Raw genomic sequence first — 25,293 nt, forward strand, 5'->3', positions numbered from 1 at the left:
GGATGCCGCTTGACGCTAATCAAGAAGTCATGCGCAAACGCTTCTGAGGCCGAAGCATTTCGTTAGCCGATCAGCTTGAGACCCGCCGGCAGCGCTTCGCCGAATACGCGTCCTTCGTCGGCGCGATCGAGCGTGACGACTTCGCTCACCATCGCGATCCACGCCTGCGCCGCGCCCGCCGCCGCAAGCCGCTCGATGACGGCGGCCCGCGCCGCATCGGCGATATCGCGCGAACGGTCGCCCGTCATGCGCGCGATCTGCACGGCGGCGAACGCGGCCGGCTCGACCTTCTTCCAGTCGAGCGCGAGCAGGGCATCGAGCCAAGCCGACGCAATATCAGGCGGCACCACGCCGTGCGCGCTGCCATAGAACGGCTGACGCGCCCCGATGCGCCCGAGCGCCCACCAGCTCTGCAGATTCTCGGACGGCTTCTTGAGGCGCGTCAGCAGCCAATCGCCGACCTCGATCTTGCGTTCCACCGGCACCCGTTCGAGCGAGGCCGCGAGCCGCACCATGTCTTCATAGCCCGCGCGCGCCGCGCCCGCCGCCTTGCGATAGCGGCTGGTGCCGGGCGGTTGCAGTACGAAAGCCATGTCGTCGAGCAGACGCAACTGCGCGGCTTCGTCGAGTCCGCCCGCGGCGCGCCGCCACAGCGTCCACCATTCCGACCAGATCTGGCTTTCGTTGCTGTACTGCACGCCCTGATCGAACAGCGTCCAGAGTTGCTCGACGCGCCACTCGTCCAGCGGATGCCCGAAACCCGGCCGCACGCAATAGCCGGTCAGATTGAGCCACAGACGTTCGTGATCGGCGGAGCGGCGACGGCGTTTGGCGCGATCCCACAGCGCGCCGAACAGTTCGCGCAGCAGGGCGATGTCCCACGTATCGCGCGAGCCGAGCGCCTGTTCGAGTTGCGCGCGCAGGCGTTTGACTTCCTTCGGGCCGACGTCGTGCGAGCGCGCGCCGAAGGTGCGGTCGATCAGATCGATGGCTTTCGGCAGCGCCGGATGCGTTTCGGACGGCGCGGCGTCGGCCTTCGGTTCGTCCTGACGCAACTGGAATTCGAGCAGCCAGCGCTTGGCGGGATCGTCGACGGCGATGCAGTGCATCTCCAGCGTGCCGACTTCCGTCAGCGAGGTCGTCAGCTGCACGGCGCTTTCGCTGGCCTTCCACGCGCCGTTGCCCTTGCTCTCGCCGCGCGGATCGACGACCGGCGCGATCGGCGGCAGCCGCACGAAGTCGCCCGCCGATGCGCCGACATCGGCGATCTCGCCGGGCGCATACGCGCTATCCGCCACCGACGACACGAAGTGAAACCGCACCGGCGCGCCCAGCGTCAGCGCGAAGGTGCGATCGGCGAGATGGATGGCCTGTGCTTCTTCGGTGCCGCGCGGCAGCAGGCAGACGCCGCGCGCGCCGTCGCTTGCAGGATCGTCGTCGAGCAGCAGGAAGTAGCTGCGCGCCGAGCCGCCGCCGATTTTCGGCGCATGACCCGCGCGCGCGAGCGCATAGGCGACCGCGCCGCGCGCCACCGCGACATCGGGATTGCCGTTGGCGAGCACATGCACCGGCTCGCCGCGCCACGCGCCGAGCGTATCGGCGATGCGTCGCGCGAGCGGTTCGGCGCGGAACACGCCGCCGTTCAGCAGCAGCGTGTCGAGGACGATCTGCTCGCGCGTGTCGTGCGCGCCGAGAAACGCCGCCACATGCCGCGTGATGGCGGCATCGCTCGCATACGGCAAGCCGAATTCGACGATCCCGCCGCGCGTGCGCGTCGGCCGGTCGTCCTTCGATACCAGCGGAAAAAAGCCTTCGACGATGATCCGCTCGATTTCCTCGCGCGTGACGTCCGCCGAGCGCGCGCCGCCGATCAGCTTCGCGCCCGCGCCGAGCAACGTGATAGAGGTGGACGCGGGCGCATCCGGGCCGAGCAGTTGCTCCTTCGCGGCGCGGCTGCGCTCGACCAGTTGCGACAAGCGCGCGGCGAAGAGGCGCTCGCCATCGGATGCGAGCCGCTTCTCGACCAGATGCGCGAGCGCGAGGTCCATATTGTCGCCGCCCAGCATCAGATGGTTGCCGACGCCGATACGCGAGAGTTGCGGTTCGGCGTCGCCTTTCATCGCGACCTGGATCAGCGTGAGATCGGTCGTGCCGCCGCCGACATCGACGATCAGAACGAGACGCGTATCGGCCAATTCCTGCCCGAGTGTCGCGCGATGATGAAACAGCCAGTCGTAGAACGCCGCTTGAGGTTCTTCGAGCAGACGCAGCGTGTCGAGGCCCGCCATGCGCGCGGCCTCGAGCGTCAGCGCCCGCGCGCCTTCGTCGAAGGAGGCGGGCACGGTGAGCACGACGTCCTGCGCGTCGAGCGGCGCATCGGGGAAGCGCTCGTTCCAGGCCGCGTGGACATGCGCCAGATAGCTGGCGCTGGCGATCACCGGCGAGATTTTCTCGACGTCGTCGCCCGCGCCCCACGGCAGAATCGGCGCGAGACGATCGACGCTCGCGTGCGACAGCCAGCTTTTCGCGCTCGACACGAGGCGGCCGGGCACCTGCGCGCCGAGCTTGCGCGCGAAGCTGCCGAGCACGGCGGGCGCTTCCATCTCGCCCCACGGCAACTTAAGATCGGCGCTCTTGAGTTCGCCCGGCGCGAAGTGATAGCGCAACGAAGGCAGCAACGGCAGCGCGACCACTTCGCCGGGACCGACGAGTTGTTCGATGCCGAACACGCGAATCTCGTCGGAACCCGGCTCCGAATAGGCGACGACGGTATTGCTCGTCCCCAGATCGATGCCGACGCGATACTTCGCGTCCGCCGCCTTCTTGCGCGCGGCCACTTACAGGCCCATGCCCTGATCGGCGCTGACACCGCCGCGCACGTCGAACTCCACCTTCCAGCGCTCGTTCGAATTGCGCGGCACGGCTTCGAGTTCGAGCGTGCCCGCTTCCGTCACGCGCGCATGCAGCTTGACCGGCACGATTTCGCCGGGCGTGCGGCCTTCGGAAGGCAGCGAGGCTTCAATTTCTTCGAGTTCCTGCAATTCGTCCGGCTGCCAGAAATCGAGCAGCGTGCCGACCGTATCCTGCCGACGCACCGACGACCCGAAGAAGCGGAAATGCACCGGCTCGCCGACCACCAGCCCGAATTCCTGCGCGGGCAATGCGGCGTCGGTGCCTTCTTCCATGCCGAACGGCGCGACGCACAGCGCCGACACCGGCGGCTCCAGTCCGGGCGCGCCGGGCATCGCCGATTCGACCGCGCCGTAATACGCGCGCGCCGTGCCGCCGCGAATCCGCACGCCCTTGCCGCGTCGCACGTAGCCGTAATAGGCCGCGCCGCGTGCCACCGCCAGATCGAGATCCGCGCCTTCGATCAGCCGCGCGGCGGGCGCGTTCTCGGCGGCGAGCCACGCGTTCAGCGTGTTCATCACGCGCTCGACCAGCAGCGTCGATTTGAAGACGCCGCCGTTGAACAGCACGGCGGTGGGATGCAGCAGCGTCGCGCCTTGCGGTGCTTCATGCTGCAAGCCTTCGACTTCCGCCAGCGCATTGACCTGACGGCCGAGGAACGCGGCGAGATGGCGCGTCACGGCGGCATCCTGCGCGTAGGGCAGACCGAGCTGCGTCAGACCGGCGCGGGCGCGGCTGACCGGACGGGCGGCGGCATCGACTTGCGGGAAAAAGCCTTCGAGCAGAATCTGCGTGAGTTCGGCACGCGTGAGTTCGGTGCGGATCGATCCGCCGATCAGCTTCGAGCCGCGGCTCGGCACAACCAGCGGCACGGTCTCGACGGACGGATCGGTCAGCAGCGTTTCCTTGGCCGACCGGCACGCGTAAGTCAGCGCGCGAAGCTGCCACGGATCGGCCTGCGTGCCTTGCTGCGCCAGCTTGCGCGCGACCGTATGAGCCAGCGCGAGATCCATGTTGTCGCCGCCGAGCAGGATATGCTCGCCGACCGCCACGCGATGCAATTCCAGATTGCCTTCGCGCTCGACGACCGCGATCAGCGACAAGTCGGTCGTGCCGCCGCCGACGTCGACGACGAGAATCACGTCGCCGACCTTCACCTGCTTGCGCCACGCGCCGTTGCTCTTCTGGATCCAGCTATAGAGCGCGGCCTGCGGTTCTTCCAGCAGCGTCATGCGTCCGTAACCGGCTGCGGTGGCCGCTTCGGCGGTCAGTTCGCGGACGGCGGGATCGAACGAAGCGGGAATCGTCACGGTGACGTCCTGCTGATCGAACGGCGCATCCGGATGCGCGTGATTCCACGCCTCGCGCAGATGCGTCAGATAGCGCACCGAGCTTTCCATCGGCGACACGCGTTCGACTTCCTCGGGCGCATCGGCGGGCAGAATCGCCGCGCGGCGATCGACGCCCGGATGACACAGCCAGCTCTTCGCGCTGGAAACGAGGCGGATCGGCGTGCCCGCGCCCCGGCTGCGCGCCAGTTCGCCGACGATGAATTGGCGCTCCTGCGTCCACGGCAGCGTCATGTCTACGGGCGCAAGTTCGTTCTCGTGCGGCAGATAGAGAAACGACGGCAGCAGTTCGCGCTCTTCGGCCGCGCCGGGCGCGGTGAGTTGCGGAATCGACAGCACGCCTTGCGCGGTCTTCTCGCCGTCGCTGGCGTTCATGTCGACATAAGAGAGCGCGCAGTGCGTCGTGCCGAGATCGACGCCGATCGAATAGCGGGTTTGAGTCTGATTGACGTCGCTCACAGTTCCACCTCCGCCGGCGCGACGATGCTCGCATCATGCGATGGCGCGAGCTTGGGCAGGCGCGCGTCCTCGACCTTCCAGCCGCGATGGCTGATCGTGCCGGTAAAGGGCGCCTTGCCGACGACATTGCCCGTCAGACGAACCGCGCTCGCGTCGAAACCTTCCTGAAGCGTGAGGCGGCTGCCTTCGGCTTCGCGGCGCACGGGTTGAATCGTGAAGTGCTCGCGCAGCACGGCACGGCAGCCGTCGTGCACGAGGCGCGCGGCCGCGCCGATATCGGCGTCGTTGTAATTGGCGATGTCTTCCGACGAAATCGATGAAACGCGCGTCACGCTGCAACAAACCCAGCAGTTGCAGCGCGGCGACGGGACTCGCTGCGGTCAGGACAGAAGGCGCAGGCGCGGGCGTCGGCTCGACGAGCGCGGCGGCGGGCTTGGGCGGCTCGGGCATTTCCGGAGCATCGCGCAGACGCTGGACGCGTCCCGCGAACGCGGCGTTGCCCAGAACGCCAAAAAAAACGCCGAAGGCAATGCCTATCCTGCCGAAAAAGCCTGGATTCATATCGGTCATGTAATGCTCCTGTTGGCCGCGCGAGGACGACCCTCCTCGGGCGGCGCGGGTGGCCGGTGTTCGGTGCCGTATGAAGGGCGATGCCGTTTCGTCTGCCCTCGCCTGACGAAAAGACGGCGAAGTCGGTCGGGCGTCTTCGGCGCACAAGCGCATGCGAGTGCGTGCAGTCCCGGCGGGACACGCCAAAACGCTGCGGCCGATCGGCCCGTATCCCGTTATTGTCCACGATTGTGCGTCCCGACCGGGCAAAGCGCGGCGCGGGGCGTCCGTGGGGTGTTATTCAGCGGGCCTCATTCTCTTGATTTGACCCGCAAAGTCAAGGCCGCTATGCCTTGATGCGGTAGGCGGCCAATCGTCCTGCAGCGTCCGTGCCGTCCCAATCGAGGCCGTCGCAAAGCGTGGCCGCGCGGCGTTCATCCGGTACGGCCACGCTCGCTGCTCGCGCCGCCTCGCGATACAGCGCCGTCTGATTCACCGCTCGGGCAACAGCTAGATCATCGGCCAGGCCGTCAAGCATCCCCCAGCGCCGATACTGCGTGATGAACCACAACCCGTCCGACGCACGCGGATAATTCACCGCGCCGCCATCGAAAAATCGCACGGAACGCGGGCTATCCGCTTCCGCCAGCCGCGCCTCGATCTGTTCGCGCGGCACGCCGACAAATTCCGGCGACGCCAGCGCTTCCGCGATATCCCCGCGATGCGCCGGCGCATCGGCCCATGCGCACGCATCGAGCATCGTGCGCACCAGCGCCTGTGCCGTGTTCGGATACAGCGCGACGAAATCGCGCCGGCACGCCAGCACCTTCTCCGGATGATCCGGCCAGATCTCGCTCGTATAGGCGACCGTGCGGCCCGCGCCGCGCGCCTCGGCCACGGCATGCCACGGATCGCCCGCGCAGAAGCCGTCGAGCGTGCCCTCGGCGAGCGCGTCGGCCATTTGCGGCGGCGGAATCACTACGCTGCGCACATCGCGCAAGGGATGCACGCCGAACGCGGCGAGCCAGTAATACAGCCACATCGCATGCGTGCCGGTTGGGAAGGTCTGCGCGATGACCGGCTTGCGCCCGAGCGACGCGAGCGCGTCCTTGACCGGCGCACCTTGCGCGATCGCATCGGCCAACGCGCCGGACAGCGTGATGGCCTGCCCGTTGCGATTGAGCACCATCAGCACGGCCATGTCCGCTTGCGGCCCGCCGATGCCGAGTTGCACGCCTTAGACGAGCCCGTAAAGCGCGTGCGCGGCATCGATCTCGCCGGACAGCAGCTTGTCGCGCACGGCGGCCCACGACGGTTGACGGCAGAGTTCGATCCGGATGCCATGACGCTTGCCCATGTCGGCGAGGGCGGCGGCGGCGAGCGGCGCGGCATCGGAGAGCGCGACGAAGCCCAGCCGCAAATGCGTGCGTTCGGGCGAAATGGATTCGAGCAGATTCATAACGTATTCGTCCAACCCAAGCTAAAGGAGGTCCGCCACCGCGAGCAACTGGCGCGCGATGTCGGCGACCTTCGTTTTCTGGTCCATCGCGCGTTTGCGCAGCATGGCGTAGGCGTCGTTTTCCGAGAGGCCGCGCCGGTCCATCAGTAGCCGTTTGGCGCGGTCGATGACCTTGCGTTCCGCCAGTTCGTTCTCGACCTGCGCGAGCCGCAGCCGTAACTGCTCCTCGTGCGCGAAACGCGCCAGCGCGACATCGATGATCGGCGCGAGCCGCTCGGGCGCGAGTCCTTCGACGGAATACGCGGTGACGCCCGCGCCGACCGCCGCGCGGATGAACTGCTGATCCGCGTCGTTGCTGAACATCAGCACGGGACGCGGCGCGGCCTTGTTCATCACCGCGAGCTGTTCGAGCGTGTCGCGCGAGGGCGAATCGGTATCGATGATGACGACATCCGGCTTCTGGCTCTCGACCGCCGCATGCAAGGCCAAGGGCGCGGCGACTTCGGCGAGCATCTGATAGCCGAGGCGCGCGAGTTTCTCGCGCAGGTCGCCGATGGGCTTGTCGGTATCGGTGACGAGCAGGACGCGAAGCATGGATGGTGCGGGAGTCGAGGTCATGCGAAAGACGGCGAATTCGAAAGCATGAGCGACTTTAACGCGCGCCGCTTGCCCATCCGGCCGAATGGCATAGGCAAAAAGCACGGTCCGTTACCGTTACGCCGCATGCGCGAGTCCCTTGGCCGACACGGCGCGTTGCGCCTCGCCGATCGCGCCGCCGATCAGAATCACCGCCGGGCTGCCGAGTCTGGCCGCGTGGGCATCGTCGGCGATGCGTTCAAGCGTGGACACGACGCGCTTCTCCTGCGCCGATCCCGCGTGCTGGACGACGGCGGCGGGCGTATGCGCGGGCAGCGACGCGAGCAGCGCCGTCGTGATGCCGGCGATCCGGCTCATGCCCATGTAGATGGCGAGCGTGGTGCCGGTCGCGGCGAGCGCGGCCCAGTCCGGCTGACCGTGATCCTGCATGTGCGCCGTGACGAAAGTCACGCCCTGACAATGATCGCGATGCGTGAGGGAGATGCCGAGTCCCGCCGCCGCCGCGAATCCCGACGACACGCCGTTGACGATCGCGACTTCGATACCCTCATCGCGCAGCGCGGCGATCTCTTCGCCCGCGCGTCCGAACAGCAGCGCATCGCCGCCCTTGGCGCGCACCACATGCAAACCCTTCTTCGCATAGCGGATCATCAGCCGCTGGATAAAGGCCTGCGGCGTCGACTTGCAGCCGCCGCGCTTGCCGACGCGAATCGCGCGCGCGTTCGGCGCGAGCGTGTCGATGTCGGCGTTGGCGAGATCGTCGATCAGCAGGATATCGGCGCAGGCGAGCGCGCGGGCGGCGCGCAAGGTGAGCAGATCGAGATCGCCGGGGCCTGCGCTCAGCAGCGTGACCTTGCCTGAGACGTTGACATTGCAGTGAGTCGTCATCATCGCTTCCTGTATGTGGGGGATATCGCCGCAATGAACGCAAAAAGCGTCCGCTCGTGTCGATGCACGAAGGGACGCCATTGTCCTTGCTCGTTGGATTGTGTCTGCGTTGTTAATGCGTGGTTAATGCGTTGCTGCGTTCCGGCGCCGTTGCCGGATGTGCTTCGATCAATGCAAGTAGCGGGCCATCGCGGTTGAGCCCGTGAATACTTATATCGAGCGCGAATGCAGGCACTAACGCTGTGCACGCGGCACAACATGAGCGCGCGATTGCATTGCGCGAGTGAATCGGCGGGCTAACCGGATCGTATAAACTGAAACGCATTGCGTGGTGCGCTCGCACGGCAGAGGTGCTGCGTCGCACCAAGCGAGTGCCGGCCTGCATCGTCACGCGACATGACGAGCGCGCGGCCGGTCCGCGGGCCGCCCGCGCAATCCCTTATCCAGCAAGCGATACAGCGCGAAACGCCGCGCATGGCATAGCCCTTGCTTTATGTCTCGCCATCGGATCAACGGCGATCCGTCCTGATTACAGCGCCCGGCAAGTGCAGACATGCGGGCATCGGACAATGGCGTCCCCCGCATCGGCTTGACGGCTGAATGCGCGGGACGCCTTTCTTTTTTGGCGGAACGATGATGGACAAAGCCACACGGATCGATCTCTTCAGCATGCGTACGGCGCCGATGCGCGCCTTCCATCTCACATGGATGGCGTTCTTCGTGTGCTTCTTCGCGTGGTTCGCCTGCGCGCCGCTGATGCCGCTCATCAAGCGCGAATACGGCCTCAGTGCCGATCAGGTCGCGAACATCAATATTGCTGCGGTTGCCGTGACGATTCTCGTGCGTCTCGTCGTCGGGCCGATGTGCGATCGCTTCGGTCCGCGTCGCGTCTATAGCGTGGTGCTGCTCGCGGGCGCGGTGCCGGTGATCGGCGCGGCATTGTCGACGGGTTACGACAGCTTCCTGTGGTGCCGTCTCGCGATCGGCGCGATCGGCGCGAGCTTCGTGATCACGCAGTACCACACGTCGGTGATGTTCGCGCCGAACGTCGTCGGCACGGCGAACGCGACGACGGCAGGCTGGGGCAATGCAGGCGCGGGCGCGGCACAAGCCGTCGTGCCGATGCTGGTTGCCGCTGCAATTGCGCTGGGCGTCGGTGTGGCATCGGCATGGCGCGTCGCGCTGATCGTGCCGGGCCTCGTCATGCCGGTCATGGCGTTCTTCTACTGGCGCTATACGCAAGATTGTCCGCAAGGCGATTTCGCGACGCTGCGCCGCGAAGGCATCGCCATCGACGGCGGCAAGAAGGGCGGCTGGCAGAGCTTTCTCACCGCATGCTCGAACTATCGCGTGTGGATGCTGTTCGTGACGTACGGCGCGTGCTTCGGCGTGGAAGTGTTCATCCACAACATGGCCGCCGTGTATTACGTCGATCACTTCAAGCTGTCGCTCGGCGCGGCGGGTCTCGCGGCCGGCAGCTTCGGTCTGCTCGCACTGTTCGCGCGCGCACTCGGCGGCTGGGTCTCGGACAAGGTCGCCGCGAAGCGCGGACTCGACATCCGTTCGACGCTGCTGTTCGCGCTGATCGCGGGCGAAGGCATCGGCCTCTATGCGTTCGCGCATGCGCCGACTGTCGCGCTCGCCATCGTCTCGATGCTCGTGTTCGGTCTCTTCACGCACATGGCCTGCGGCGCGACGTACGCGCTGGTTCCGTTCATCGATCGTAAAGCGCTCGGCGGCGTGGCCGGCGTGATCGGCGCGGGCGGCAATGTCGGCGCAGTCGCGGCGGGCTTCCTGATGAAAGGTCTCGGCAACGCGCAGGCGACGCTCTCGATGCTCGGCGTCGTCGTCGCGGCAACGGCGCTGTGCGCGCTGGCCGTGCGCTTCTCGCCGGAACACAAGGCACGCGAAGCCGCATTGCGCGAAAGCGCGCTTGCAGCCAACAACGTCATCGCAAACTGAGAAGGGCGTCAGTCATGAAAATCGTCGTCATTGGCCACGGCATGGTCGGCCACAAGTTTCTTGAAGCGCTCGCCGAGAGCGGCAACGATGCGCTGCACGTCACCGTGCTGTGCGAAGAGCCGCGCGCTGCATACGATCGCGTGCATCTGACGGAGTTCTTCTCGGGCAAGTCGGCCGATGATCTTTCGCTCGTGCAGGAAGGCTTTTTCGAGCGTTCGGGCTATGCGCTCAAGCTGAATGCGCGCGCTGTTTCGATCGATCGCGACGCGCGTACGGTCACGGCTTCCACGGGCGATGTGCTGCCCTACGACAAGCTCGTGCTCGCGACGGGTTCGTATCCGTTCGTGCTGCCGATCGAAGGTAAGGATCGCGACGGCTGCTTCGTGTATCGGACGATCGAAGACCTCGAAGCGATGCAGGCCTTTGCCCAAGGCTCGAGAACGGGCACGGTCGTGGGCGGCGGTCTGCTCGGGCTCGAAGCCGCAAAGGCGTTGCGCGATCTCGGACTCGAAACGCATGTGGTCGAATTCGCACCGCGTCTGATGGCGGTGCAAGTGGATGACGGCGGTGGCCGCGTATTGCGCGGCAAGATCGAAGAACTCGGCGTGACGGTGCATACAGGCAAGAACACGCTGAATATCGGTGACGGCGAAGGCGCGGCGAACCGCATGAACTTCGCGGACCAATCGCATCTCGATACCGACATGATCGTGTTCAGTGCAGGCATTCGTCCGCGTGACGATATCGCGCGTGCGGCCGGTCTCGAACTTGGCGCGCGCGGCGGTATCGTGATCGACGATGCATGCCGCACCAGCGACGCCGATATCTACGCCATCGGCGAATGCGCGTTGTGGAAGGGCCAGTTGTTCGGTCTCGTCGCGCCGGGCTACGACATGGCGCGCATCGTCGCGAAGCAGATTGTCGGTGAAGAAGCGGCGTTTGCAGGCGCGGACATGAGCACCAAGCTCAAGCTGATGGGCGTGGATGTAGCGAGCATTGGCGATGCGCACGGCAAGACACCGGGCAGCCGTTCGTATCAGTACAGCGACGAGCGCAAGCAGGTGTACAAGAAGCTGGTCGTGTCCGATTGCGGCAAGTTTCTGCTCGGCGGCGTGATGGTCGGCGATGCAGCGGAATACGGCACGCTGCTGCAAATGATGCTCAACAAGATCGAGCTTCCCGAGTCGCCCGAATTCCTGATTCTGCCGTCGAGCGATGGAAAAGCGAAGCCCGCGCTCGGCGTCGAAGCGTTGCCCGATGGCGCTCAAATCTGTTCGTGCAACAACGTCAGCAAGGCTGAAATTTGCGCGGCGGTGTGCGCGGGCGCGACGAGTATCGGCGCGATCAAGTCGTCGTGCAAGGCGGGCGCGACGTGCGGCGGCTGCGTGCCGCTCGTCACGCAAGTGATGAAGTCGGAGATGAAGCGTCAGGGCTTCGCCGTCAACAATCATATCTGCGAGCACTTTCCGTATTCGCGTCAGGAGCTGTATCACATCGCGCGCGTGGAAGGGCATCGCACGTTCGGCGCGTTGCTGGACAAGCACGGCAAGGGACGCGGTTGCGATATCTGCAAGCCCGCTGTGGCGAGCATTCTTGCATCGTGCTGGAACGAGTTCGTGCTGAAGAAAGAGCACGCGAGCCTGCAGGATTCGAACGATTACTACCTCGCCAACATTCAACGCGACGGCACGTATAGCGTCGTGCCGCGCATGCCGGGCGGCGAAGTGACGCCGGATGGTTTGATCGCGGTCGGTCAGGTCGCGAAGAAGTATGGCCTCTACACGAAGATCACCGGCGGTCAGCGTGTCGACATGTTCGGCGCGCGCGTCGAGCAGCTTCCGTTCATCTGGGAAGAGCTGATCGATGCCGGTTTCGAATCGGGCCATGCGTACGGCAAGGCATTGCGCACTGTGAAATCGTGCGTTGGCTCGACGTGGTGCCGTTACGGCGTAGGCGATTCGGTTGGCCTCGCGATCGAACTGGAAAACCGCTACAAAGGCCTGCGCGCGCCGCACAAGATCAAATTCGGCGTGTCCGGTTGCACGCGCGAATGCGCCGAAGCGCAAGGCAAGGACGTCGGCGTCATCGCGACGGAAAAGGGCTGGAATCTCTATGTCTGCGGCAACGGCGGCATGAAGCCGCGTCATGCTGAACTGCTCACATCCGATCTCGATCACGACACGCTGATCCGTTTCATCGACCGCTTCCTGATGTTCTATGTGCGCACGGCGGATCGTCTGCAACGCACGAGCACGTGGCGCGACAACCTCGAAGGCGGCCTCGATTATCTCGCCGACGTGGTGATTCACGACAAGCTCGAGATCACCGCCGAACTCGAAACGGAAATGCAGCATGTGGTCGATACCTACGAAGACGAATGGCAGAAGGCCGTCACCGATCCGCAGACGCGCAAGCGCTTCCGCCACTTCGTCAACAGCGATGCGGGCGATGCCAACGTGACCTTCATCGAAGAGCGTGGACAGATTCGCCCGGCGACGCCCAAAGAACGCAAGACCCGTTTGACCGATATCCCCGTTGTCGTCGAAACCGTTTGAAACGAAAGGAGCGCCTCATGAACGACCGTATCGAACAGGACTGGATGGCAGTGTGCGAGCTCGACGACATCGTGCCGGACACGGGCGTTTGCGCGCTCGTCAACGGCTCGCAGGTCGCGGTGTTTCACGTCGCGGGCGATGACGACATCGTCTACGCCATCGACAATTTCGATCCGCATTCGCAGGCCGCCGTGTTGTCGCGCGGGATCGTGGGCAGTGTGGGCGAGCGTATCGTCGTGGCGTCGCCGATCTACAAGCAGCACTTCGATCTGCGCACCGGCGAATGTCTCGAAGCGCCGGATCAATCCGTGACGGCGTATCGCGCAAAAGTCGCGGGCGGCAAGGTGTGGATCGCCGCATGAAGACCGAATATGCGGTTGCCGACATTGCGGCCTTGAACGAGGCCGCGCCGCATCAAAGGCTCGTCGTGATCGGCAACGGCATGGCGGGCATGCGCACGGTCGAGGAGTTGCTGAAGATCGCGCCCGAGCTGTACGACATCACCGTGTTTGGCGCGGAACCGTACGGCAATTACAACCGCATTTTGCTGTCGCCGGTGCTCGCGGGCGAGAAGAGCGTCGACGACATCATCCTCAATACGCGCGAATGGTACGACGCGAACGGCATCACGCTGCATGCGGGCGATGCGGTCGTGAAGATCGATCGCGCGCGTCGCGTCGTGTATTCGGAGAAGGGCGTCGAGGCGCGTTATGACCGGCTCCTGATCGCGACGGGTTCGAAGCCGTTCATCATTCCGGTGCCGGGTTGCGAGTTGCCTGGCGTAATCGCGTTTCGAGATATTCAGGATGTCGAAATGATGTTGAGCGCCGCGCGCGATCATCGTCATGCGGTGGTGATCGGCGGTGGCCTGCTCGGACTCGAAGCGGCGAATGGATTGCAGCGGCAAGGCATGTCGGTGACAGTCGTGCATTCGAGCGAAAGCCTGATGGATCGTCAGCTCGACAAGGCCGCTTCGACACTGCTCAAGCGCGCGCTCGAAGCAAAGGGCCTGCGCTTCGCGATGGCAGCGAAGACGACCGAGATCATCGGTGACGACCGCGTCAAAGCCGTTCGTTTCGCGGACGGCACGCAGATCGACGCCGACCTCGTCGTGATGACGGCGGGCGTGCGGCCGAATATCGCGCTCGCGCAGCAAGCGGGTCTGCATTGCGAACGCGCGATCATCGTCGACGATACCTTGCAGACCTACGATCCGCGCGTGTATGCGGTCGGCGAATGCGTGCAGCATCGTTCGGCGACGTTTGGGCTCGTCGCGCCGATCTGGGATCAGGCGCGTGTCGCGGGTGCGCATCTCGCGGGCGCGGGACATCGCCGCTATGTGCAGCGTGCAACGGCCACCAAGCTGAAAGTGACCGGCTTGGACCTGTACTCGGCGGGCGATTTCATCGGCGGAGAAGGCAGCGAAGATCTCGTGCTGCGCGATCCACGTCGCGGCGTGTACAAGCGCCTCGTGCTGCAGGGCGGACGCATCGTCGGTGCGGTGCTGTATGGCGACGTGAAAGACGGCGGCTGGTACTTCGATCTGATTCAAAGTCGCGCGGACGTGTCGCATCTGCGCGGCAAGCTTCTGTTCGGCAAGGCGCTGTGCGAAGCGCAAGCGGCTTGAGCCAAGTGAGAACGTAAATTGACCCAGCCCATCATTCCGATCCAGACCGCTACCGTCAAGACGACGTGTCCGTATTGCGGCGTCGGCTGCGGTGTCAATGCGATGCCGAAGAGCGCGACTGAAGTCGGCATTGCGGGCGACGAATCGCATCCGTCGAACTTCGGGCGACTGTGCGTGAAAGGCTCCGCGTTGGGCGAGACCGTGGGACTCGAAGGCCGTCTGCTCGCGCCCAAGCTGCGCGATCGTGAGACGGGTTCGATCAGCGAAGTCTCGTGGGACGACGCAATCGGCACCGTGGCGAGCGGCTTCTCGCGCATCATTGCGGAACATGGTCCGGATGCGGTGGCGTTCTATGTGTCGGGGCAATTGCTCACGGAAGACTATTACGTCGCGAACAAGCTGATGAAGGGCTACATCGGCAGCGCGAATATCGACACGAATTCGCGGCTGTGCATGTCGTCGTCGGTGGCGGGGCATAAGCGCGCCTTCGGCGAAGACCTCGTGCCGATGAACTACGAAGACCTCGAACTCGCGGATCTCGTCGTGCTGGTCGGCTCGAACACGGCTTGGTGTCATCCGATTCTGTTTCAGCGCATCGTGAAGATGAAAGAGACGCGGCCCGATGCGAAGATCGTCGTGATCGATCCGCGCTATACGGCAACGTGCGAGATGGCCGATCTGCATTTACCGCTCAAGCCCGGCAGCGACGTGCGGCTCTTCAACGGCTTGCTTGCGTATCTCGCCGAACACGGCGCAAGCGATGCCGCTTTCGTCGATACCTACACACAAGGCTTCGATGCCGCGCTCGCCGCAGCGGGTCATGCGGACCTCGCGCAAACCGCGAAGGATTGCAAGCTCGATCCGCACGATCTCACCGAGTTCTATCGCTTGTTCGCCCGCACGGAGCGCATGGTGACGGTGTATTCGCAAGGCGTCAATCAATCGAGCGCGGGCACGGACAAGGTCAACAGCATCATCAATTGCCATCTGCTCACGGGGCGCATCGGCAAGCCGGGCATGGGGCCGTTTTCGTTCACGGGTCAGCCCAATGCAATGGGCGGGCGCGAAGTCGGCGGGCTCGCCAACACGCTCGCGGCGCATCTCGAACTCGCGGAGCCTGTGCATCGCGAGATCGTGCAGACGTTCTGGAACGCGCCGACGATCGCCACGCGCGCGGGTTTGAAGGCCGTCGAGTTGTTCGATGCGATCGAAGCGGGGCGCGTCAAGGCCGTGTGGATCATGGGCACGAATCCGGTCGTGAGCCTGCCCGACGGTGACCGCGCGAAACGCGCGTTGCAACGATGCGAACTCGTCGTCACGTCGGACATCATCGAGAAGACCGATACGAACGCGTTCGCGCATGTGATGCTGCCCGCGCTCGGCTGGAGCGAGAAAGACGGCACGGTGACCAATTCGGAGCGGCGCATTTCGCGTCAGCGCGCCTTTATTCCCGCGCCGGGAAAAGCACGCGCGGACTGGCGCATCATCTGCGATGTTGCGAAGCGCTTGGGCTTCGATGGTTTCGATTACGCGGGCCAGCACGAGATTTTCGATGAGCACGCGCGTCTGAGCGGCTATCGCAACGATGCGGCGACGGGCGTGTATCGCGCGTTCGATATCGGCGGACTGGTCGGGCTGGATCGCGCGCGTTACGACGCGCTTCAGCCGACGCAATGGCCGCTGCGTGCCGCGAACAACACAAGCTTGTCGCGTCTATTCGAAGACCGCCGCTTCAGTCACGTCGATGGCCGCGCGCGTTTCGTCGCCACGCCGCCGCGCGATCCGGTCAACGCGACCGACGAAGACTATCCGCTGATACTCAACACCGGCCGCGTGCGCGATCAATGGCACACGATGACACGCACGGGCCGCTCGCCGAAGCTTGCGGGACATATCAGCGAATCGTTTATCGACATGCATCCGCAAGACGCGCTTGCATGCGGCGTACGCGATGGCGAACTCGCGCGCGTAAAAAGCCGCTGGGGCTCGATGATCGCGCGCGTGCAGCACAGCGGCGGCATGTCGCGCGGCAGCGTGTTCGTGCCGATCCACTGGAACGATCAGGTCGCGTCGGATGCGCGTATTGGCGCGGTCGTGAATCCGGTGGTCGATCCGATGTCGGGCGAGCCTGAATTCAAGCACACGCCGGTGTCGGTCGAGAAATTCCATGTGACGTGGCACGGCTTCTCGCTGTCGCGCGACATGCCCGCGCTCGACATGGCGACGCACTGGACACGCGTTCACGGCACGCGTTACATGCGCTATGAACTCGCCGGACGCAATTGCTTCGATGCCGCGCATGACGATCATCATGATTGGGCGCGCGCGTTGTTTCGTATCGACGATCCGCATGCGGACTGGATCGAATACGAGGACAAGAGCGCGGGTGTGTATCGCGCGGCGCATGTGGTGGACGATCGCATTGAAAGTTGCGTGTTCATTTCCGAGCGTCCCGATCTGCCCGCGCGCGCGTGGCTCGCGAGTCTCTTCGAGAAGGACCGTCTCGAAGACGACGATCGCGTGAGCCTGCTGCTGGGACAGCCGATCGGAAAGGGCGAGGACACCGGGCCGACCGTGTGTTCGTGCTTCGGCGTCGGCCGCAATACGATCTGCAACGCGATCCGCGACAAGAACCTGAAGACGGCCGCCGAGGTGACCGCGTGCGTCAAGGCGGGTGGCAACTGCGGATCGTGCGTGCCGGAGCTCAAGAAGCTAATCGTCGAAACCGAAATGGCGCGCCTCAGCACGGTTTGATCCTGCTGCATTCTTTACGGCACGCACGCTGCGTGTTTTGGCGCACATAAGGCCTTTCCCACAGTCCTTTCTTCCGCTCGGAAGTCCGTGAAAACCCTTTAAATTCGGGCGTTTCACGGCTTTTGGGCGACGTCAATGAGCGCTTCCTAACCAAACCTCACACGAATCGACGCGACGTGCGCGCGTGTGTTGGTTTTCCCACGCATCCCCCTGATCGAGTTCCGTAAAGTCACGTCAAACACAGGCACACAACACATAAAGACGCCTGATAACGACGAGCAGTGCAACGGGGATTGCGATGAAAAACGCACGATACGGCTTGAAAGCGGCAGGCCACCGCGCCATCGACATGCGACGAACGCCGCTCACACTAGGCCACTAACTCCTACTCGACTCGCAAGCTTCGACCACGCGTAGAAAACCGGATCGATAAAGTAGGAATGCTAATCAAATGAATTTTGCGGTAACCCGCTACATAACGGCGTCGATGTAGCGGCACAAGAACGTGCGCCGATAACTTTGGAGACTCATCATGCAACGCAAACTGATCGCAGCAACGATTCTCTCGCTCGTTTCAGTCGCCGCTTTCGCATCCGGCGCCAGCTCCAGCTCGAGCTCGACTTCGGGTGGCAACACGTCGGCGGCTGTCCACGGCTACGGCTACTTCACGGCCACCAACGCAGGCATCTCCGGCGGCACGGCTGCATCGACGGCATACAACGGCTACAACACGACGGGCAACCAGACCAGCGCGACGACCGGCCATATCAACACGTCGAGCGCCAACGGCTTCGGCAACGGCCGCGCGAATGTGAGCGGCACGTCGGGCGCGGACGCATCGGCGAATGCCTGGAGCAAGCTCGGCGGCGGCTGGCGTTAATCGGCTCCGGTGCCGATATCAGATTTCACACGTAGTCTGCTTCACCATAACCGATACAAAACTCAATTCAGTTAATAAGGATCACGAATCATGAAATGCGCTCTGATCGTTGCAGCAGTTCTTTCCTTCGCTTCGGCCGCCGCGATGGCCACGACCACGACGTCGGCATCGAGCTCGACCTCGGGCGGCTCGACCTCCGCTTCGGTTTCGGGTTACGGCCACTTCACGGCGACCGACTACAGCATGGCCAACGGCAACGCGCAAGCGCTGGCCGGCGGCGTGTTCGGCGTGACGGGCAACACCACGGACGCCACCACGAGCCACGTCAACACGTCGAGCGCCGGCGGCATCGGCCACGGCAAGGCGAACGCGTGCAGCAAGCTCGGCGCAGGCTGGCGCTATTAAGGTTCGACGAGACGGCGTCCACATACTCATAAACACACGGACGCCGTCTGTCGAGCCGGGCCCAATAGCGAAACCAATAACAAAACCAATACGCATGCAGGGAACGCCATCCGAACGGACGTTCCCCTTCAAATCCGGAGAACCATCATGAAAAAGACCACTCTGCAACTGGCTTGCGCGATCCTGTTCTGCGCCGCTCCGCTCGCCCACGCGACCGACGGCGCCGGCGTCGCGGGCACCGCCGCCACTTCCACCTCGGGCTCCATCTCGGGATCGACGTCCACCGGCATCTGTCAGGGCGGCGGTTCGAGCCTCAACAACATCGGTACGTCGGCAACGTCGACGACCAACTCCAACGCTTCGTCGGTCGGCGGCATCGGCATGTCGACGGCGAACGGCGGACGCGCATCGGCGAGCGGCGGTTCGTCGAACGTGAACATCTCGCTTACGATGCCTTCGCTGACGGCATCGAACACGAGCTCGAACGCATCGTCGTCCTCGAACTCGGGCAGCAGCGGCGTGCCGGCATCCACGACTGGCGCCGCCGATTCGACCAACCGCGCCGCCACCACGCCCGGTTCCAGCGCCTACGACACGCGCGCCAGGGTCGACTACAACCAGAGCTCGTACTCGGTGCGCACGACGCCGGCCATCGCCGCGCCTGCGCTGACCACGACGCTGTCGGACACCTGCATGGGCTCGGCGAGCTTCGGCCTGTCGATCACCGGCTTCGGCGCGACCGGCGGCACGACGCTCGTCGATCAGGCTTGCGTGCGCCGTCTCGACGCCCGCGAATTCTGTGCGATGGGTCTGACCGATGTCGCGCTCGCGCTGCTGTGCCAGAGCGATGCCAACCGCCGCGCCGTCGAAGCGACGGGCCATCTGTGCCCCGGCACCACCAAGCCGCTCGCGAAGTCGGGTGCGCAGGCGGAAGCCACGCTGTCGGATGACGAAAAGTATCGCGATCCGCTGATCCGCGCGCGTCTCGGTCTGCCGGTCACGGCCGCGAACGATCCGCAAGTCGATCTGAAGTCGCAACCCGCGCTGGCCGCGAAGAAGGAAGCGACTGTCTCGATGATCCAGTAAAGAATGCAAATGATCCGGCGCCGTGCGCGCCGGAGACCAGGGACGCGGAGCATGGCGTCTCTTCTTTTTGAGGGTTGGCCTGTGAAGTCGATGGTCCCGGAGGGCCAGCCCTCGTTTTCGCGCTGGAGAAAGGCATGTTGAATCGGATGAAGATGGCGATGGCGGCGACGATGCTCGCCGCTGCGAGCGCGCTGCCCATCGCGAGCGCGGCTGAAAGCGCCGGCGTGGTGTGGGCCGCCAATCCTGTCGGCGTGCAAGCAATGCCGGATGCATCGTCCGTTACGTTGTTGTCGTCGGGCGGATATGCGCCGCTGAAAACATCGGGCGGCAAATGCCTGCTGGTCGCGCGACGCGGCACCCAGATCGTCGCGATCGAATTGTCGCCGCTACTCGACGGCGGAAAAGTGATCGGCTGGAAGCCGCAAGCCATCGACATGAACACGCTGACGTCGAAGTGGGGCTATCACGCGGATGGCGCGAGCAATCCGGTCACGACGCAGATCGCGATGCAAAACAACTCGGCGCTCAACAAGGACGGCTCGTATTCGACCTCGAGCACCTGGAAGAACACGCACGTTCAGACGATCGCCTCGGGCGAGAGCGAATCGGCGGTAACGGTCACCGTGAACGGCAAGACGTACCGCAAATACAGCCATTTCAAGCCGGCCACGCCTGATGCGCCGCTGCCGGCATCGGACGAATACTTCTGCCGTTGATACGGCAAAGAAAAGAACGGAGCACGATCATGCGCGACTTCACGACGATGCGTTGCTGCCCGTCACGGCCTGCCGCACGCCTGCGCCGATCGGCACGCCCGGCGCATTGGGCAAGAGCGCGTCTTCACTCATCGCGCGATGCTCGTTGCCGAAGCGCGCAACCGAGAACGCGAACGTATTGATGCCGTGCTCGCTCGTCGCGGACACCGTGCCGCGATGCATCTCCGCCACCGCCTTGACGATGGCGAGCCCGAGCCCATGATTCTCGCGGCTATTCGTGCGTGAGCTTTCCGCGCGATAGAAACGATCGAAGAGATGCGCCATCACGTTCGGCGCTATCGCATCGCCCGGATTGGCGACGGCGATGCGAATGCGCCCATGTTCGCGCATGATCGATACATCGATGGTCGCGCCCGGCGCGCAATGCTGAATGGCGTTCATCACCAGATTGGACAAGGCGTGGCCGAACAACGACGTGTTGACGAAGGCCCGCGCATCGCCGTGCGATACGGCGCGCACTTGCGCATCTTCCAGCGGAATTTCCAGAAACTCCAGCGTGCGGCTGACTTCCGCCGCCAGCGATACTTCGACCAGACCCGTCGCGCGTTCGCCCTGATCGGCACGCGCGAGAAACAGCATGTCGTTGATGATCGCGCGCACGCGTTCGAACTCTTCGAGATTCGATTGCAGCGTATGACGCAGTTCGTCGATGGAACGGTCGCGCGTCAACGCCACTTCCGTTTGCCCGATCAGAATGGTGACCGGCGTGCGCAGTTCGTGCGCGACATCGGCATTGAACGATTCGAGCCGGCCATAGGCGTGATCGAGCCGTTCGAGCGCACCGTTGAAGGCCTTCGCAAGATCTTCGGTTCGAGCGGCAACGAGCGCGTGTTGAGCCGCTGCGAGCGATTGTTCGGGCTGACGTTCTGCGCATCGCGCGTGAGGCGCACGAGCGGCGCAAGACCGAGACGCACGACGGAATAACTCAGCAGCAACACGGCGACGGTCGCGAGCGCCATCAACGCGGCGAGCGCGAGGCCGAACGCGCGCATGGTGTGGACATTGGGCGAGCAGTCGATCGCGACGAACAGTTGCAGCGGCAAACGGTCGCCATTCGGCGGAATGGTGAGCGTGGTCATCAGCATGTCGTACGCGCGGTCCTGCGGGCGGAAATGCACGTAACCGCCCATCACCTTGCGCGTGATACGTCCGCTGGGCGAATCGCCGTAGTTGTAGCGTCCGTCGTTGCTGGTGACGGCGAACAGCGTGGAGCCGTCGTGCGGCGTGATATCCGCGAGCTTCTCCTTGGCGATCTTCCATTTCTCGGGCGTCGATACATGCGACACGATCAGCCGCGCCACTTCCGCGCGATTGTCGAGCGAGTCGCGCAGATGCTGTTCGAGTTGCACGCGCAAGACGAGGAAGAGCCCCGAGCCGACCAGCGCGAACACGAGCAGGACGACGAGCGCGAACATCACCGCGAGACGCCGCGCGATGGAATGCTGCGTATGCGGCACGCGCTCGTCTGACGACGATGCGCCGGATGTCACCCATCGCACATTCATGATGGCCTCGCGTCTTCCCTTGTTTCGCGCGTTTCGCGGGCTTCGCGCACTTCGAGCACATAACCCATGCCGCGCACGGTATGCAGCAGCTTGGTGCGGAACGGGCCGTCGAGCTTGGCGCGCAAGCGCTTGATGGCCGTCTCCACCACGTTGGTATGACTTTCGAAATCGACTTCCCACACCAGTTCGGTGATGGCCGTCTTCGACAGGATATCGCCGTGACGCCGCGCCAGCACGCTCAGCAACTGGAACTCCTTCGCGGTGAGATCGAGACGCACGCCGTCGCGCGTGGCGCGTCGTCCGATCAGATCGACATAGAGATCGCCGACGGAGATGAGTGTCGATTCCTGCGCGCGCGTGCGGCGTGCCAGCGCGTGCAATCGTTCGACGAGTTCGAGGAACGAGAAGGGCTTGGTGAGGTAGTCGTCCGCGCCTTCGCGCAGTCCGCGCACGCGATCGTTCACGTGATCGCGCGCCGTCAGCATGATCACCGGCGTGGACTTCTGCATGCGTAGCGCCTTGAGGACCGCGAAGCCATCGCGGCACGGCAGCATGACGTCGAGCACGATCACGTCGTAATCGTATTCGATGGCCAGATGCGTGCCTTCCTCGCCGTCCATCGCCACATCGACGACCCAGCCTTGCTCGGTCAAACCCGAGCGCAGGTAATCCACCACTTTATGTTCGTCTTCCACTATCAGGACTTTCATGCCTGCACCTGTGCGTTTTTCAGGGTGTGCTTACCGTGTTCTGCAACGTGTCTACTATACGAATACGAGCCTCGCGCGCATCCTGCTTATTTTCCGGTTACATTCGGCCTCATTTTTAGCGTGTTTTATCGTTCGACTGGCTTGCGGTTTCCTGCGGAGCGGGTTGCTGCACGTCCCAGCCGCCGCCCAGCGCCTTCACCAATGCGACCGATGTCGTGCGTTGCTGGCCGCGAATCTGCACGTCCTGACGCTCGCTCGTCAGCAATTGCTGCTGCGCGGTGATCACGTCAAGATAGGCGACGAGACCGCCCGAATAACGATCGTTCGCGAGCGACAGCAGATGCTGCGCATCCTCGACCGCCGCATGCGATTGCTTCGCCGCGCCATCCAGCACCGACAATCCGACGATGCCGTCCTGCACCTGTTGAAACGCATTCAGCACCGTTTGCCGATACGTCGCTTCGGTCGCGCGATAGCCTTCGCTCGCGAAATCCACAGCGGCGGCGCGGCGTCCGCCATCGAACAAGACTTGGCTCGCCATCGTGCCGACCGTCCACAACAGGCTCGGCGCTGAGATCAAACTGGCGAATGCGGTGCTTTCCCAGCCGATGTTTCCGTTCAGCGTCAGACTCGGAAAGAACGCCGCCTTCGCAACGCCGATCTGCGCGTTCGCGGCGGCCATCGCGCGTTCGGCCGATGCGACATCGGGCCGGCGTTGCAACACGTCGCTGGGCACGCCGAGCGGAATCGGCGGCAACGGTTGTTCGGCGAGCGCAGGCGCAATCGCGAACTGCGGCGCGGGCGTGCCGACGAGCGCCGCGATCGCGTGCTCGAACTGCGCGCGTTGCGACAGGAGCAATTGCGCCTGTACGCGCGTGGTATCGAGTTGCGATTGCTGTTGCAACACGTCGAGTCCGGATACCGCGCCGAGGCTATGCTGCGTCTGCACGTAATCGAGCGCTTTCTTCTGAAGATCGACGAAGCGATTTAGCACGTCGATTTCCGCATCGAGTTCGCGCATCGAAAAATAGGCGCTGGCGAGATCGGTGGTCAGCACGAGACGCGCGTTGGCGAGATCGTCGCCCGATTGATCGGCGGATGCGCGCGCGCTTTCCACTTCGCGGCGAATGCGGCCGAACAGGTCGACGTCGTAATTCACCGTGGGCGCGAGCTTCACATCGTTCTGAACGGTGGATTGATTCAGCGTGTTGTAGTTCGTGAGCGGCCGGTTCTTCGAGACGCGCAGACGCTGCGCCTGCGCGCCGAGATCGACTTCGGGCAAGCCGAGTGCGGACGTTTGCGCCAGTGTCGCGCGTGCCTGCGCGTAATGCGCGCTCGCGGCGGCAAGCGTCTGGTTCTGCGCGAGCGCCTGCGTTTCCAGATCGGTCAGCGTGGCGTCGTCGAAACTGCGCCACCAGTCGAGCGCGAGCGGCGCATGCGACGGCTCGCCCAAGCGCCAGTACGAATCGGTCTTCCACGCGGGCGGCGTGTCGGCAACAGGGCGCGTGTAATCCGGCCCGACCGTGCAGGCCGCGAGCAGCATCGACGCGAACGAGACGATGACGACGCGTTTCATGATGCGGCCTTCGTTTGCGCCTGCTTTTGCTGCGGCGCGATCACGACATGATCGCCATCCGCGATCGAATCGCTCGGGTTGATGATGATCTTGTCGTTCGCCTCGATACCGCTTTTCGATTTCGAGCGATTGCCCGAGATCCTGCGCGATCACGATCTTGTGCAGATGAACATGCCCCTCGCTATCGACTACAGCGAGACGCGGACCTTCCGCGCGAAACAACAACGCATTGCCCGGCACCAGCAGACGCGCGTGTGCGACGGCCGGCACGGCGACCTGCACATACGCGCCGGGACGCAGACGGCCATCGGGATTGGGCAGCCGCACTTCGACCTGCAGCGAACGCGTGGGCACATCGATCGCGCCTGAAATATGCGTGATCTTGCCGTGGAACGGTTGTCCAGGTAGTTCGGCCTGCGTAACAACTACGTCTTGGCCGACGGAGACATTCTGCGCATACGCCTGCGGCAGTTGCACGAACACGCGCAACGGATCGGACTGCGCGAGCGCGAACAGCGCGCGGCTCGTGCCGCTGCCCGCATCAATGAGATCGCCGACATCGACATTGCGTTGCGTTGCGTCACCACGCCCGCGAACGGCGCGGTGATGCGTTTGAACGATTCGAGTTGACGCAGACGCTTGACATTGGCATCGGCGGCGGCGAGATTGGCGACGTCCTGGTTGTAGGTGCTCTGGCGTTCGTCGAGTTCCTGTTGCGAGACAGCATCGCGCTGACGCAGTTGCTGCCAGCGTTCCAGCGAGCTTTTCGCAAGACCGAGACTCGATGCAGTCTGATCGCGTTGCGCGACGGCTTGCGCGAGCTCCTGATCGATCTCGGGCGTATCCAGATCGGCGAGCAACTGGCCTTGTTTCACGCGTGTGCCGATATCGACATACCAGTGCAGCAGATAACCCGTGGCGCGCGCATAGATCGGCGATTCGACGAAGCCGCGCAGCGTGCCGGGCAAGGTCGTATCGCCGCCGCCATCGGTCTGCTTGGGCACGACGACGTTGACGTATTGCTGCGCGTTCTGCCGCGTCTGATTGGCGATCGACCGGCTATGCAGCATATCAGTGACGACGGTGCGCGCCGCGCCGAGCGCGAGCAGCGCAAGCACGATTACCAGCGCGATCTTCGCGCGCTTCCATTCGACCTGGCGCGGCGGCAGCGCGGGGCCTTCGTCGGGATCGCGCGCTGGAATGGCGAGCGAGGCGTGGTTCTTTTCGGTCATGTCGGTCGAAGTCT

Annotated in this window: 16 protein-coding genes and 4 pseudogenes; 9 read left to right on the forward strand and 11 right to left on the reverse strand. The window is 64.2% G+C overall.

The genetic code is table 11. The features are described 5' to 3' along the window. Window positions 1–62: 62 nt before the first annotated feature. The 6 genes and pseudogenes from BVER_RS01520 to cobA form a co-directional block, all read right to left on the reverse strand. On the reverse strand, window positions 63–2,837 hold the full coding sequence (locus BVER_RS01520; protein ID WP_050451773.1) for an Hsp70 family protein: 2,775 nt from the start codon (window positions 2,835–2,837) through the stop codon (window positions 63–65). Next, the gene (locus BVER_RS01525; protein WP_050451776.1) at window positions 2,838–4,718 is read right to left on the reverse strand and encodes an Hsp70 family protein; all 1,881 of its coding nucleotides are present in this window, start codon (window positions 4,716–4,718) and stop codon (window positions 2,838–2,840) included. After that, window positions 4,715–5,288, reverse strand: a pseudogene (locus BVER_RS01530) (DUF2760 domain-containing protein). The gene BVER_RS01525 and the pseudogene BVER_RS01530 overlap by 4 nt, the downstream one beginning before the upstream one ends. A 325-nt stretch (window positions 5,289–5,613) precedes the next feature. After that, window positions 5,614–6,726: pseudogene (locus tag BVER_RS01535) on the reverse strand (CmpA/NrtA family ABC transporter substrate-binding protein). Between the two features lie 21 nt (window positions 6,727–6,747). Next, window positions 6,748–7,344 (reverse strand): ANTAR domain-containing response regulator, encoded by a 597-nt coding sequence (locus tag BVER_RS01540; protein ID WP_157055893.1) that lies wholly within the window; start codon window positions 7,342–7,344, stop codon window positions 6,748–6,750. A gap of 96 nt (window positions 7,345–7,440) precedes the next feature. Further along, window positions 7,441–8,211, reverse strand: coding sequence for a uroporphyrinogen-III C-methyltransferase (gene cobA / locus BVER_RS01545; RefSeq protein ID WP_157055895.1), 771 nt, complete (start codon window positions 8,209–8,211; stop codon window positions 7,441–7,443). Between the two features lie 633 nt (window positions 8,212–8,844). On the opposite strand from cobA, the gene BVER_RS01550 reads away from it, so the two are divergent. From BVER_RS01550 to BVER_RS01590, 9 genes are all read left to right on the forward strand, one after another. Further along, a complete protein-coding gene (locus BVER_RS01550; protein ID WP_050451834.1) occupies window positions 8,845–10,173 on the forward strand; it encodes an MFS transporter in 1,329 nt (442 codons plus the stop codon). A 14-nt stretch (window positions 10,174–10,187) separates the two neighbouring features. Next, entirely contained in the window at window positions 10,188–12,728 is a 2,541-nt protein-coding gene (gene nirB, locus BVER_RS01555; RefSeq protein WP_050451782.1) for a nitrite reductase large subunit NirB, read from the forward strand. A 17-nt stretch (window positions 12,729–12,745) separates the two neighbouring features. Then, on the forward strand, window positions 12,746–13,090 hold the full coding sequence (gene nirD / locus BVER_RS01560) for a nitrite reductase small subunit NirD (RefSeq protein ID WP_050451783.1): 345 nt from the start codon (window positions 12,746–12,748) through the stop codon (window positions 13,088–13,090). Then, the gene (locus tag BVER_RS01565; RefSeq protein ID WP_083452003.1) at window positions 13,087–14,355 is read left to right on the forward strand and encodes an NAD(P)/FAD-dependent oxidoreductase; all 1,269 of its coding nucleotides are present in this window, start codon (window positions 13,087–13,089) and stop codon (window positions 14,353–14,355) included. The genes nirD and BVER_RS01565 overlap by 4 nt, the downstream gene beginning before the upstream one ends. An 18-nt stretch (window positions 14,356–14,373) precedes the next feature. Further along, on the forward strand, window positions 14,374–17,109 hold the full coding sequence (locus BVER_RS01570) for a nitrate reductase (RefSeq protein WP_050451785.1): 2,736 nt from the start codon (window positions 14,374–14,376) through the stop codon (window positions 17,107–17,109). Window positions 17,110–17,641: 532 nt separating this feature from the next. After that, window positions 17,642–17,989: a hypothetical protein gene (locus BVER_RS01575; RefSeq protein WP_050451787.1), complete on the forward strand. Its 348-nt coding sequence runs from the start codon at window positions 17,642–17,644 to the stop codon at window positions 17,987–17,989. Window positions 17,990–18,079: 90 nt separating this feature from the next. Next, complete coding sequence (locus BVER_RS01580) at window positions 18,080–18,394, forward strand: hypothetical protein (protein ID WP_050451788.1); 315 nt, start codon at window positions 18,080–18,082, stop codon at window positions 18,392–18,394. 147 nt (window positions 18,395–18,541) lie between these two features. Next, entirely contained in the window at window positions 18,542–19,480 is a 939-nt protein-coding gene (locus BVER_RS01585; RefSeq protein WP_232316333.1) for a hypothetical protein, read from the forward strand. A gap of 134 nt (window positions 19,481–19,614) precedes the next feature. Then, complete coding sequence (locus BVER_RS01590; protein WP_050451789.1) at window positions 19,615–20,196, forward strand: hypothetical protein; 582 nt, start codon at window positions 19,615–19,617, stop codon at window positions 20,194–20,196. A 39-nt stretch (window positions 20,197–20,235) separates the two neighbouring features. Here BVER_RS01590 and BVER_RS01595 read toward each other — a convergent pair. The 5 genes and pseudogenes from BVER_RS01595 to BVER_RS33215 form a co-directional block, all read right to left on the reverse strand. After that, window positions 20,236–21,671: pseudogene (locus BVER_RS01595) on the reverse strand (heavy metal sensor histidine kinase). Window positions 21,672–21,757: 86 nt separating this feature from the next. Next, window positions 21,758–22,471: a heavy metal response regulator transcription factor gene (locus BVER_RS01600; protein WP_050451790.1), complete on the reverse strand. Its 714-nt coding sequence runs from the start codon at window positions 22,469–22,471 to the stop codon at window positions 21,758–21,760. Between the two features lie 115 nt (window positions 22,472–22,586). Beyond that, window positions 22,587–24,047, reverse strand: a complete 1,461-nt coding sequence (locus BVER_RS01605) for an efflux transporter outer membrane subunit (RefSeq protein ID WP_050451792.1) — start codon at window positions 24,045–24,047, stop codon at window positions 22,587–22,589. A 327-nt stretch (window positions 24,048–24,374) separates the two neighbouring features. After that, window positions 24,375–24,530: pseudogene (locus tag BVER_RS36630) on the reverse strand (efflux RND transporter periplasmic adaptor subunit); the annotation flags it as partial. Further along, window positions 24,473–25,279, reverse strand: a complete 807-nt coding sequence (locus BVER_RS33215) for an efflux RND transporter periplasmic adaptor subunit (RefSeq protein WP_502255020.1) — start codon at window positions 25,277–25,279, stop codon at window positions 24,473–24,475. The pseudogene BVER_RS36630 and the gene BVER_RS33215, both read right to left, overlap by 58 nt. Between the last annotated feature and the right edge of the window lie 14 nt (window positions 25,280–25,293).

Origin of the sequence: Candidatus Burkholderia verschuerenii, assembly GCF_001189365.1 — a bacterium.
Classification (GTDB): domain Bacteria; phylum Pseudomonadota; class Gammaproteobacteria; order Burkholderiales; family Burkholderiaceae; genus Caballeronia; species Caballeronia verschuerenii.